This window comes from Nostoc sp. T09 (genome assembly GCF_002154695.1).
Lineage (GTDB): Bacteria > Cyanobacteriota > Cyanobacteriia > Cyanobacteriales > Nostocaceae > Aulosira.
In genome coordinates, this window is sequence record NZ_MTAV01000016.1 from 3,731 (window position 1) to 17,008 (window position 13,278).

Annotated in this window: 10 protein-coding genes, 1 pseudogene and 1 CRISPR repeat array; of the genes and pseudogenes, 4 read left to right on the forward strand and 7 right to left on the reverse strand. The window is 40.1% G+C overall.

All coding sequences use genetic code 11. The annotated features are described in order from the left end of the window. The 4 genes and pseudogenes from BV372_RS05355 to BV372_RS05365 all read right to left on the reverse strand — a co-directional run. Positions 1-4,587, reverse strand: a 4,587-nt coding sequence (locus tag BV372_RS05355) for a filamentous hemagglutinin N-terminal domain-containing protein (protein WP_218776684.1), incomplete at its 3' end; no start/stop codon positions are given. Positions 4,588-4,719: 132 nt separating this feature from the next. Continuing rightward, entirely contained in the window at positions 4,720-4,884 is a 165-nt protein-coding gene (locus tag BV372_RS36010; RefSeq protein WP_179197985.1) for a hypothetical protein, read from the reverse strand. 68 nt (positions 4,885-4,952) lie between these two features. Then, on the reverse strand, positions 4,953-5,867 hold the full coding sequence (locus BV372_RS05360; protein WP_256973089.1) for a DUF928 domain-containing protein: 915 nt from the start codon (positions 5,865-5,867) through the stop codon (positions 4,953-4,955). Between the two features lie 470 nt (positions 5,868-6,337). Continuing rightward, positions 6,338-6,591: pseudogene (locus tag BV372_RS05365) on the reverse strand (EamA family transporter); the annotation flags it as partial. Between the two features lie 144 nt (positions 6,592-6,735). On the opposite strand from BV372_RS05365, the gene psb34 reads away from it, so the two are divergent. Beyond that, a complete protein-coding gene (gene psb34 / locus BV372_RS35015; protein WP_143844983.1) occupies positions 6,736-6,906 on the forward strand; it encodes a photosystem II assembly protein Psb34 in 171 nt (56 codons plus the stop codon). 368 nt (positions 6,907-7,274) lie between these two features. Here the strand turns inward: psb34 and glgA are convergent, their stop codons facing one another. From glgA to BV372_RS05380, 3 genes are all read right to left on the reverse strand, one after another. Continuing rightward, on the reverse strand, positions 7,275-8,753 hold the full coding sequence (glgA, locus tag BV372_RS05370; RefSeq protein ID WP_086684294.1) for a glycogen synthase GlgA: 1,479 nt from the start codon (positions 8,751-8,753) through the stop codon (positions 7,275-7,277). Positions 8,754-9,038: 285 nt separating this feature from the next. Next, positions 9,039-10,375: a CRISPR direct-repeat array (repeat unit 37 nt; unit sequence GTTTCAATCCCTGATAGGGATTTTAATTAATTGCAAT). Between the two features lie 489 nt (positions 10,376-10,864). Then, entirely contained in the window at positions 10,865-11,143 is a 279-nt protein-coding gene (locus BV372_RS05375; RefSeq protein ID WP_086684297.1) for a hypothetical protein, read from the reverse strand. A gap of 65 nt (positions 11,144-11,208) precedes the next feature. Next, complete coding sequence (locus BV372_RS05380; protein ID WP_086684300.1) at positions 11,209-11,667, reverse strand: VOC family protein; 459 nt, start codon at positions 11,665-11,667, stop codon at positions 11,209-11,211. 77 nt (positions 11,668-11,744) lie between these two features. Here BV372_RS05380 and BV372_RS05385 point away from each other — a divergent pair, with 77 nt between their 5' ends. From BV372_RS05385 to BV372_RS05395, 3 genes are all read left to right on the forward strand, one after another. After that, positions 11,745-12,218, forward strand: coding sequence for a DUF4385 domain-containing protein (locus BV372_RS05385; RefSeq protein ID WP_086684303.1), 474 nt, complete (start codon positions 11,745-11,747; stop codon positions 12,216-12,218). A gap of 202 nt (positions 12,219-12,420) precedes the next feature. After that, positions 12,421-12,846: a thioesterase family protein gene (locus BV372_RS05390; protein WP_086684306.1), complete on the forward strand. Its 426-nt coding sequence runs from the start codon at positions 12,421-12,423 to the stop codon at positions 12,844-12,846. Between the two features lie 137 nt (positions 12,847-12,983). Beyond that, positions 12,984-13,268, forward strand: a complete 285-nt coding sequence (locus BV372_RS05395; RefSeq protein WP_256973090.1) for a hypothetical protein — start codon at positions 12,984-12,986, stop codon at positions 13,266-13,268. Positions 13,269-13,278: the final 10 nt, after the last annotated feature.

Below are 13,278 nucleotides of genomic sequence, written 5' to 3' on the forward strand. Positions count from 1 at the left end.
TGGGTCGGTTGTGCCTAATTTTTGCTCAAGTTCTTGCCTAGTCAGCGTTGCTAAGCCAATCACTCCTTTGGCATTGATTTCGATGGTGCCACCGCTACCAGAGAAAGCATTCGCAGAGATATCGTTATTTTCCACAGCAGGGGAGACGATAAAGCCTCGATCAGTATCTAGATTAATTGCGATCGCACCCCCATCACCACCTGCACCTTGTCTACCTGCGGTAGTGGAGACAACACTGTTGCGGCGAAACAGCAATAAATCTTGCAAGTTGAGTGTAATGCTACCGCCTTGGCCGCTATTGGTGTCGGCGGTAATCTTTGCCTGATTATCCAGAGTCAGACGATTAGCGCTCATGCTAATACTACCTGCAACACCTGTTCCCTGACTATCTACAGTGATTCTGGCACTGTCTTTAATGGTGGCTTGCTGTGATTCAACATTAATCGTGCCGCCATTACCAGTAGAATTCGCTTCCGTGTTAGCAAACAATCCACTATATTGATTAATTGACCCGAGTATACGTCTAGCTTCACTATCATTTTCTGGGGCAACAAAATCGTAGGTATCTTGAATTGAATTGATTTGATTTTTCAGTTCATTCAATCGTTGATCGTATGCCAAGTCCTGACCAGCGATCGTCACATTATCAGTTGCATTAATTTTGATGTTACCAGCTTGTCCACTTCTATAGGTATTAGTAATAATTTGTCCACCGCCTGCAATATCAAGATTATTGACACTAACGTTGATATTGCCACCAATACCGCTACTTTTAGAAGAAGCGCTCAAAACAGCACCATCTTTAATGTTTAAATTACCAGTATTAATAGTGATGTTGCCACCAGGTCCAGCATCTGGTTGTTCGCTTTCTGTATTAACAAAGAATCCACTAGAAAATCCATTCCCAGGTGCTGCACCAGACATAGTGACAACAGCTTGGTCTTGAGAAATGAGAGGATCAATAGTAATATTGCCACCTTTGCCACTACCAAAAGTGTCGGCATTGATTCTCGAACCCTCTGTTAATGAAAGGGACTGTGTTTTGATATTTGCATTACCTGCATTACCACTACCAAAAGTTTGAGCATCGATTCTTGATGTATTACTTAATGCCAATAACTGAGTATTGATATTTAGATTACCTGCATTACCACTGCCAAAAGTTTCTGCTTGGATCAACGCTCCATTACTAAAAGAAAGTTCCTGAGCATTGATGTTGACATTACCAGCATTTCCACCTGTGTAAGTTCTAGCATTTAAAATAGAACTGTCTGTAAAAGATACTGTTTTATCTGCCGTAATATAGACATTACCACTGTTTTCTGAACCAAAAGTACTAGCATTTAGAAGAGAGTTTTTTGTTAGTAATAAAGAATTAGCTGTGATATTGATATCACCACCACCTTGACCTTCTTTCTTTTCTACATTTTTGGGTTCTGTGGGAATTAGCCCATCGCTACCAGTGTTGATACTACTTTCAGAAAGTGATACTGCACCACCAGTTGTGTTAACATTTACGCTTCCTGCTTTTCCACTTCCTTGAGTATTAGCCAATAGAGAACTTTTGTTGCTTAAAGATACTGAATTAGCCTCAACGCTAATACTTCCTCCAGAACCTGAACCATAAGTTGCAGTTTCTAAATTACTACTAGTTAGAAATAAATCTCCAAGAGTTTTAACTATGATATTGCCCGCATCTTTAGCAAGTATATTTTCGCTATTATTCCCTTCCACTCGGTTACTAGTAGTCAAGAAGGAATTGTCAATCGTGACTTTTTTAGGAATGAGCGGGCTATCCTCCGGATAAGAGCCAATAAAGATATTTCCTAAATTACCATTGCTAAATATTCCTTTTTTTTCGCTTTCAAGCCGATCTGGAGGATTTGAATTATTGAGAATAGAAATTTCATCACGGGCACTAATACTAATATCGCCTGCAAAGCCTAAACCCAAGTTGGTAGTACTTAGCCTAGCCTGGTTCAAAAATACTGACCCTTTCGTAGCTGCGATATCGATAGTAGAATAGAATTGAGACTCATTATTGTAGTTACTTTCGCTAGTAACATTACTATTTTCAACAGATACTTTGTCCCCAGCGGTAATTTTTATAGATCCCGCTAGACCAGAACCATTATTATCCGTTTTTACCTCAGCACCATTCTGCAAGGATATAGTACCCCCTGCCTTAACTTCTATTGTTCCGCCATTGCCAACGCTAGTGGGTTGTGTCAGCGCAAATATACCGCTCGGGCCAGCTTGACCAACTCCAGAGATCAGAATATCTCCACCAATATTGAGCTTGATATTGCCCCCTTGCCCGTTTGCGCCCCTTTCAAGATTGCTGGCTATAGAACCGCTGTTTGTCAAATCTAAGGCCGCAGATGCAATATCAATTGTGCCTCCCTGTTTACCGTAACCAAAGAAAGACACATTACTAGCTATACCAGTTCCAGGAATATCATTCTGCCGCACGCGGTAGCCATCCAAACTGATTTTGCCAGTAGCCCGAATTGTAATATTGCCAGCCTTTGTATCTGTTCCCCAGCCGAAATTATTAGCTAAAATTTCCGAACCATCCCGCATTACCAGCAAATTTGTGGTTATGTTAATGTCTCCTCCATTACCTGTAGAGTTCAGATTGGCTAATGTAAAAATGGCGCTAGGAGTTGGTAGCTCGTCTTGATCGCCATTACCAGTGAGGGAAAGAATATCTTGCGCTTTAACAGTAATATTGCCTGAATTCCCGCTTCCATAGGAAATACTTCTGAGTTGAGCACCATTGTTAAGAAACACAGACTGAGCAGCAACATCAATATTGCCTGCATTTCCAGATCCATATGTTTCACTCCTGACAAAAACATTGTCTAAGGTGAACAAGCCTCCTGCCAGAATATTGATGTTACCGCCTAGTATATTTCCGAGGTAGACATCACCAGCAGCCTGAAGATTTACATCTCCAGCAACTCCATCATAAGTATCAGAGGCTATAGTCCCAGCCGTTATATCAATACTACCGTTCTTACTAATGAGAGTGATATTACCTCCATTTCCAGTATGTGAATAGGAGAGTAAATCGCCTCCAATGAGGATATTTTTATTGGCAATGAATTGAATATTATTATTACTATCAATACCAGAAGAAATATCAATTGCTTCGTTAGTTACAATGTCACCGCGTGAATCAATAGTGACATCACCAAAGGTAGCGATCGCTCCTGTTTTGATATTACCAGGCAGTCCATTAGCTGCGTACTGATTAGTTAAAAGAATTTTGCCCTTTATCGGTTCACCTGTGCCAGAATAATTTAAATTTGCAATGCTACCAATATTAATATCTGCACTTGAACTAGGTGCGTTAGGATTAATGATACCAATAGCACCAGGAATAGGATTTGGTGTTAGTCTTGGGGTTCCAAAAGCAGTAGTTCCGGCGCGAATATCTAAGGTTGGTTCCCCTCCACCGTTAATAGCAACAGAATTCGTGCCATTGGGTAGGCTGGTTGATAGCGGCACATTTTCTGTGATTGAGTTCGCAGGGTTAGTTGCATCTGCGCCTGTAATAGTAAGACTGCCAATATTCACAGAACCCCCTGCTAATATGTGCAAAGAGGCTCCTTGATAGCGATTGAAACTCACATCTCCGCTAGCCCGAATGATGGGATCACCAGGGCTGGAAAGATTTCCTAAATTACCATCTAGTTGCTCAATGCGAAAATTGCCACCAGCCCAGTAGTGAGCATCTCCAGCTACTGTATTGGGACTGCGCAACACCATATCCGCGCCGGAGAACAAGCCACTTTCGGGGTGATTGAGGGCAAATATATCGACAGCGCGATAGCCTTGTACAATTAACTGATTACTAGCAGAGGCAATGAATGGATTTGCAACTGTATCTCTGACTTTGACAGTATCTTGAGCAAGTAGTGTTAAATCTCTACCTGCCTGTAACCTACCTTGTAAGTCGAGATTGCTAGCGATTAGGGCCAAATCTTGCCCAACGCTTAAATTGCCACTATTGCTAATACTTGCAGATTGATTTGCGCCAAACTGCAACCCCGGACGCAAACTGACTGTTAGTAGTGGCGCTGCTTCGGGATTGGTAGCACTGAACTTTAAGCCATTTTCAAATCCAAAGCTATTGGCTGTCGTCGCCAGAAATGAACCTGTAACATCTAAGCGGGCATTGGGGCCAAATACAATACCATTGGGATTGAGGAAAAACAGATTTGCTTTGCCATCCACACCCAAAGTACCGAAAATCTTTGAGGGATCGCTACCTGTAACGCGAGTTAAGATGTTTTCGATGCCTGCGGGATTAGCAAAGTAAACTCGTTGTCCATCACCGATGTTGAATTCTAAGAAACTCTGGAATAAATTGATACCTCTGGTAGCGCCGCCTTCAATTAAGGTTGCAGGTAATCCTTGAACATTGGCATTTGGCGTCAGTTTTGTACTTTCTGCGCCTAATGTCCCATCTGGGGTGATTTGAGCGCGTGCAGAATCCGTCAATGTGGTAATGACGCTACTGATAGCTAGTAAAATTACTAATCCCAATTTCCGTAACTGTTGGCGATTAGCTCGAACCATGCCAGTATTGCCCTTGGATTGTTCGGTATTTTCTGTATACACGATGATTAAAGAAATTAAGTAGATTTTTGTAGAAAAATTACCCAATATTCTACTCATCTACAAAGGCAAATGGCGAGGCTGATGATTTTCTCAGCCTGGTAGTAAAAAAGACATTAATTCCAAATTTTGTGAAGTGCGATCGCACCTAATAGAAGTTTGCAGTTGAGTTACCAAGTTCGGATAAATACTTGTCATTGCAACCGAAGCGGCTTCTTGTTCGCTGAAAGCGTACCCTGCGGGAAGGCGTTTCGCCAATATTAGTCCTAAAAATATGAAAAAACCCGGTTTCTTTTAACAAACCGGGTCTGTAACTAATTATTGATTCATTTCTGGGCAGTACAACACGGCAATAGAGGTTTATCTGTAACCTCTTCAAGATTCACCGATTTCAATAAATCTGCCCAATATTGTTGAACTTCAGGATTGGTAGGATTCTCACGGCGTAAATCAGCTAAAATGCTGAGTGCGTTCTCCCAAAATCCAGCTGTTGCATACAGAACCGCACGATCTAAAGGTTTTGAAGTCTCTTGTATCTGAGCAGTAATGTTTTCGTCCTGCATGAGTTCAATTTTGCCTTCTAGATACACGTCTAGATCGCGGCTGTTAGGATCGCAAATCATTGAAAAAGTCCAAGTATACTCTTTGTCTGCTTTTAAAGATGGTTGGTTAGCAGGCAAGGTTACACTAACAATCCCAGCCTGCCCAACTGGTGGGAAAGTTTCTTTATATAACGGCTCACTATTATCATCATCCCGCAAAACAAATTCTAGCCCTGCTACTGTTTGAGAAGTTTTAGGAATGTAGAAAAAGAATGTTGGATGGTCTTTTGTGGTATGTTGAGCTTCTTTGCTTGTCGGAATTAGAGGAATAGCAACCTCTCCATTCTGAAAGCAAGCTCCCCGCGATGCTGCTGACCTTACCCTACCAGGTTTCCCCGGAACAAAGCCAATCAAACTTCTGCGACCTTGAATATAACCTGTAACATTTCTAATTGCCGCAGTAGCATATCTATCTCCAGGGCGTATTTGTGCTGCTTGCTGAAATAACCCCAAAGCTCTGCGGTAGTTTCGCTGTCTAGTTGCAGTGTAGCCAGAACGCATATATTGGTCATAAGCAGACTTCGCTTGTGCTACTTGGAAAATTGGATTTGCTGCTAAAAGTTTGGTTGTGCTGACAGCACCAAAAGGTAGACAGACTAAAACAGCAAACAGATAACTCATCCACAATTTACGTTTCATAATATTCATATCTGCTGGTACCACTGTACTCAGTTTCTAATACAGTCAAAGCTTTTTTCTATAACAATTTCTAGAGATGCAATCCTAATATAATTACAAACTTCATGTTAAAAGCCCTTAAGCTATGTATCTCTACATAGATATACATACTTGTGTTAGACAGGGGATAGCAATTACTAGTTCCCATTGAAATTGTTTTTGGTGACCAAAGTCTTCTCCAGACGTCTGAAAAAGGTTTTTAGTCTATTTAAGTGAGGAGAAAAAAACAGTTTTTAATTACTAAGTACATAATTTAACAAGTTCGTAACGAATTAAATTCAGAAATACTCTGCCCACAGAAGTTCAGATTGCAGGCTTCCACCAATCTGAATTTCTCTGTGCGGTTAAAAAATCTCCGAATTAATGCAAAGCTGCTAAGTATTTATTCTGTAGCAAGATGCTTTCTTCAACCGTAAACAGCTATATTCCTTTAAGCCAGGGGCCAGCGCTCCCGATAAGATAGCTACTGTGGTGAGGCTGATCCAATCTCTTTTTGATAGCTGTCGCAAATTCGTTCTATTCCACTGTCGCCAGTAGATTGTTATCAGCACCATCAAGGCGCAAAGATTGCCCACAAATAAAACATTACACAATGAAATTGGATTGCGATCGCCTATGAAGTGATGGGCACCAATATTTCTGTTAGCTTGCGGGTGACTGCACTAGATGCTCCAAAGATGAGGATTGCTAACCAGAGATTGTCATATGTTTACTGATAAGCTCCATTTATCCATACTATCCACAATTATTTGTCAAGCTGTGTTGACTTTTTGTAACAATATTGTTAAATTTATTTACATAAGTTAACAAATAAGCAAGAGAAAAAATTATGTATACCACTGTTAATGAAGACGGCGTTCTCAATAACTACGCAACCGAACCCCAGATGTACTATGCTGAGTACCCTGCAATTTGGGAACAACGCAAATATCTTTTGCAAGGTGCATTCGCTACATTACTTGTCACCACCATCGTCTTGGTTGGCTTGAGTGTTAGCTAAGATTTTTTGATTTCGGTATCAGTAGATCTCATGGTCATTTAACCTCTTCCTCATTACCTCGGTTTGTCGCCGAGGTTTTTGTTGCTGCGGCGATCGCTTTTCTATTTTTCGATATAAGTTATTGATTTCGGCTATAATCTTGTGTTCTTCTTTGTGCCTACTCTGCGGGAAGCCACTCCACGTCTATGCACGAGATAAAAAGATAGAGTTTATTTATCTAAGAAATAGTTGTAAGCAAGAAAAAGAAGCGGCAAAACCGCCTCTTGATCAATGTACTATTTAGATAATCGTAGAGTGTCAATTACGCTGCTAGCTACACATTATTGTGCGGATCATCATGTATGTAATACAATTAAAGCGAGTTGATACTACCACTTGTGTCTTATCCAGTCATAAATCTCTACATATTCCGTGCCTGGGACATTCCATGAGTAGTCATACTCCATACCTTGAATAGCTAGTTGGCGGAACTCTTCAGGAGAGTAATACCACAAATCAATTGCTCGCTCCATTGCTGACTCAAGCGCCTGATTATCACTTTCATAAAACACATAGCCATTGCGTTTTTCTGGTGGTACATTCTCGTCGTAGTTGCGGTCAAATACTGTATTCACCAGGCCACCGACACCACGCACAATTGGTACAGTGCCATACTTCAAGCCAATCATTTGAGTTAACCCACAGGGTTCGTAATTGCTAGGAACAACAATCATATCTGCCCCTGCATAAATCAGGTGGGATAATTCCTCATTAAAGCCCAGTTCTAAATGTACATCTGGGTTGCTATTTAAAAATTGTTTTTCATGTTGAAAAGTAGCATTGATTCCTGCTTCTGTCGCCGAACCTAGTAATACAAATTGTGCTCCTTTATTGAGGGCGTAATAAATGGCGTGATGAACAAGATGCACACCTTTTTGATTATCTAAGCGGCCAATGTAAGCAACTATTGGTTTATCATCTTGGCGAAGCAGAAGTCGCTCTTGCAAAGCTTTTTTGTTATCGAATTTTTGTTCAAAATTTTCCTTGGTATAGTTATGGGGGATGTAGCGGTCAACTTCCGGATTCCAAAAATCGTAATCAATACCGTTGAGTACCCCACGGAATTTATCTTGATGCAAGTGCAAAGTATGACCCAAACCACAACCAACTTCACTAGTACGCGCTTCCCAAGCGTGATTTGGTGAAACTGTGGTGAAAGCATTGGAGTAAACAATACCCGCTTTCATAAAGTTCACGGCGAAGGGGTTAAAGTTGTCACGCAGTTTATCGTATTGGAAATAATACTCTGGTCGATTTAAACCTGTGGCTTCAAGAGTTTCTACACCGCCCATTCCCTGATGCTTAAAGTTGTGGATGGTGTAACAAACTCTTTGATACTCCATGCCATAATATTTGTACATTTCATGGAGCATGACTGGAACTAAGCCTGTTTGCCAATCATGACAATGGATGATATCGGGTCGCTTATTGCTTTGAAGTAAAAATTCCAAAGCAGCTTTGCTGAAGAAGGCAAAGCGCATATTATCGTCATTGCAACCGTAATAGCAGCCCCGATTGAAGAAATTATCTTGAGAGTGGGGTTCAATGAAGAAACACACCCGTCCATGTACCCAACCACAGTACACTGAACACTGAATGGCTCCACCATACCAGGGCACAGATAAATTGCGATAGGCATCATGCAGCCCCCAAATATGGTCGTAGCGCATACAGTCATACTTGGGCAGAATTAGCTCGACACAATGTCCCCGAGTCTCTAATTCCCGACTTAATCCGTAAACAACATCCCCTAAACCGCCTGCTTTAATTACAGGAGCACATTCCGAGGCAATCTGTACAATGTACATTCCTAGTCCTCGCTTCACAAAACTTCATTTGTACTATATTCCTATCAGTACATGAAAATGTACTCATTGGCACGTGAGTGGTGGAATGATAAGTAAAAAAAGTTAAACCTAGGTCTAGCAATAATGAAATCTATTAGCATTGGCTCAAAATTATGCAATTTGTGAGATGCAGAGTATTGCTAATGCCGTAGTGTCATAGTCTTTCTTAAGGAAGAACCGTTCATTTGTGTCAATTGCAGTCCTGGCTAATGGAATGACATTAGCTTAAAAAGTTAAAAATGGTCAGTTTTAATCCCTGATAGGGATTTTAATTAATTGCAATAATAAAAACTATGAATACTAAAAAAGCATTTCACTCAGTTTCAATCCCTGATAGGGATTTTAATTAATTGCAATAGATAAAGGATTGTTTGAATTTTACCCAGTCAAAGTTTCAATCCCTGATAGGGATTTTAATTAATTGCAATGCTCCAGCGGAATACCCCCGCCCTTGCTTCTTTTGTTTCAATCCCTGATAGGGATTTTAATTAATTGCAATTCTTGCTGTTAAGTGCGCCAAGTAAGCAATCTCAAAAGTTTCAATCCCTGATAGGGATTTTAATTAATTGCAATCGGGGTGAATTATTCGTAATAAAGAAACAGGATAAAGTTTCAATCCCTGATAGGGATTTTAATTAATTGCAATCTGTCGCAGTCTCTTGTTGTAGGGCATACAATATGTTTCAATCCCTGATAGGGATTTTAATTAATTGCAATAGCGAAGCTATCGCGGTAACTTGTGGGAAAAATTGTTTCAATCCCTGATAGGGATTTTAATTAATTGCAATAAGGAACAGATTCGCCAAGGATTTGGTTTTTATCAGTTTCAATCCCTGATAGGGATTTTAATTAATTGCAATTATTTAGACAATGGGCTACCACTGTAACCATTCTTGTTTCAATCCCTGATAGGGATTTTAATTAATTGCAATAGTCAGGAAATAGCTAAATCTTTACGCGATAAAAGTTTCAATCCCTGATAGGGATTTTAATTAATTGCAATAAGAGCTTCTAGTGCAGTTATTCCCAAATAAAATCTAGGTTTCAATCCCTGATAGGGATTTTAATTAATTGCAATTGAGCAACAGCAGTATTAGAAGCGTAAGGTGTAGTTGTTTCAATCCCTGATAGGGATTTTAATTAATTGCAATAAGGCACACAAGGAACTGTATCACTCCTTAAGAGGTTTCAATCCCTGATAGGGATTTTAATTAATTGCAATTTTAAGAATTTAGGGGGTTGTTTAGGTACAACCCTGTTTCAATCCCTGATAGGGATTTTAATTAATTGCAATCCTGTCCCTCAAATTGTCTATTAGTATAATCTTGGTTTCAATCCCTGATAGGGATTTTAATTAATTGCAATTTTGGCTTTCCGGTTGCTTTCTACTTGTATCTTTCGTTTCAATCCCTGATAGGGATTTTAATTAATTGCAATGATACTTGAACTAGGTAAAGATTTAAATAGAGATGTTTCAATCCCTGATAGGGATTTTAATTAATTGCAATCTCAAGTACAAGAGCAAGAAAAATCTTCTCTGCGAGAGGTTTCAATCCCTGATAGGGATTTTAATTAATTGCAATCGCCCGGAGTTGAAAGCATTGATATATTTGGTTTTCAAGGTACAGTTTCGTCAACCTCCAATCAAAGTAGCTTTTGTGGCGTTGGGTTGTCAAGGGTGTCATGAGTAAAATAAGCTCAAAAGCTTGTGTAGAAAGGGTTAGAGAGTTTGCGTCAACCTCAAACTCTGTAGAAAAGGGTTCAAACCTAGCAGGAGTAAGCTTTTAGGGCGGAAAATTTGACTGTTGTTTTCAAACACCTACTGGTTGACGCTAGGCTCAAGCGAAAAACACTGTGGTATCGATTGGCATTTCGTCACCAATAAATTCAATTTTACCTTGGACAGCAAGCACAGAGGAGATAGCAATAGTGCTATCATTTCGACTTTATCCAAATATAAGAACTTTCAGCGATCGCAATTGTTGATTGGGAATGAACCCAATCAACGAAATAAACTTGACGGATGAGTGCGATCGCCCGTGTCCGGAGGGGTTTATGAAAATTTCTCCGTGTCAGTCTTGTTTTGGAATGAGATTGGCGCGTTTGGCTGCACTATCCCAAACTATCCAACTACAAGAATTGTCTACGTCATCTGAATTATTTGTGACTTTAAAATAGAGCTTGTTTTCACCCTTGGGTTCAATAGCAAAATCAGCATTTTGCGCATAAACTACCTTAAAACCTCTATCTCTAAGGCAATACATGGCCCAATTTTTCAATGATTGCTTATATGGTTCGTGAGGAATTGGCGGTTTTGTAATTGCTTCTTCGATGACTTGAAATATCTGCATTGATATCATCTTCGTTTGAATGGTCATACTTAAAAAATTTATAGTGAGAACTTTAGTCCTCTCTATCAAACTGGATCGCAACGAATCTCTATCATAAAACCATCAGGATCGTAGAAGTATACACCTCTACCAGTAGGACGGGTAACAGGACCATGAGCGATCGCAATTTGATTGTCTCTGATTACTGCCACTGCTTGCTCAAATAACTGCGGATCGATGTCAAAGGCTAAGTGGTATGCTCTGGTGAAAGTCTTGTCTGGATTGGGATCGGGTGGTGATAATTCTGGTTCCCCAAATAAATCCAGAATTGTGCCATCGGGAGTAATGAAGTTAGCTACTTTCCCAACGGCGACAAGTTCAACTAAGGTTGCGGGTACTTCATCACCTTTAAGTTCATGTAAACCTAGAATTGTGCCATAAAAGTGTCGGGAAGCTTGCATATCTTTCACGTTGAGAGCAATGTGATGCACTTTCCGTAAAACACCTGGAGTTAAGACACTGTTTGCACAGGAGCTAGATAGCATGGCAGAATCAACTTTCCCTACAAGGATAGAAGTTTAACTCTTTGTTTTGAGTTTATTATTTATCCTAAAAACTTACCATGCCTTTTGATTATTCTTTAGACTTTCAAAATCTCAATTTTCGCCAACATCCTGAACTCTATCGTGTTGGTAAAGGTGAGCAGGGTGTACTTTTGGTTGAACCATACAAATCAGAAATTCTTCCCTATTGGCGATTTAAAAATCCTGAAATCGCTAAGGAGTCGAGCGAAAAAATCTACGAGATTTTTCTTGCTTATTTAGAGCAAGATGATTTCGTGGGTGCAGATATGGCACGAAAGTTTTTACAAATGGGATATACCAGATCCCGCCGTTATGCTAATCATAAAAGCGGCAGAAAGTATCAAAAAAATGAACTAGAATCGGGTAAGAAGAAAGAAATTCTCCCCTATGATGTAGATCCAATTAAAGCGGAATCAGCGGCAATATTTAAAGCTAAGTGGATACAAGCAAAGACCAATGAAAAATATCTCCAACTTTTAGCCCGACACAAACAGATGTACGAGGTAGACTAGTATTGCTTTACGTTCGTAGTCAGCACTTTAGAGGCTAATCAGCCATTGAAAACGATCGCTTGTGCTGAACATGAACAAGCGATCGCCTGTGTCTTCGTATTTTTCTAGCACGGTTTGATCTACTCTAAAGATATAAATATTGCCGATTCAGAAAAACTAATATAGAGAAAGTCTAAAACAGCGCCAATTTAGCAATTCACCCATGCAAATATTTAAAACTTTACTACGAGTTCGACACTACGAGATGGATGCTCTCGGACATGTCAACAATGCTGTCTACCAAAACTACTTGGAACAGGCAGCTATTGAACACTCAGAACACTTAGGCTTAACTTTAGATATCTATCAGGAATCAGGTGGTGTATTTGTGATGCGGCGGGTAGAAATTGAGTATCTGCGTCCAGCAGTAGCAGGAGATACTCTAGAAGTCACCACTTGGTTGAGGGAAATACGTGGTACTCGCGCCTTCCGACGTTACGAAATCCGCAAACAAAACCAAGAGGATTTGCTAGTCACAGCCGAAGCACTATGGGTATGGGTGGATGTCAAGACAATGCGTCCACGACCGATCCCCAGTATGATGTTAGATAAATTTTTGGCAACACTCCACTCTGGGGCGACTAACTGATGGGAAGATGAAATAACTTAGACTTTTTTACCTGAAGTATGTAAATTTGATACAGGTTAGGATAATTTATTCCAGATAGCCGAGACTATGATGTGAAATATGCAAAATATTAAACTGTAGTCAATACACTCAAGATTATGCCAGTAAATTCAGATTCTCAGGTCAAGATTATGGAGCAACGTCAGCAAGAACAACGCCAAACTGCCGCTCAAGAGTTTCAAGCAGCCTTGGATGAATTAGAGGATATATTACAAGAACAACCGACCGAGGGTGAAGCTAACCCAGAATTACATAATGGTAATGGTAGTGTCAGCGATGCCCAACTAGCTCAAGAAGATGAAGAGTTAGCAGCTATTGATATAGAAGCTTTTGAAGATGCAGTTGCTGACATAGAGCAATATTTTGCCGAACGCAAACAATAATCGTCAAAAA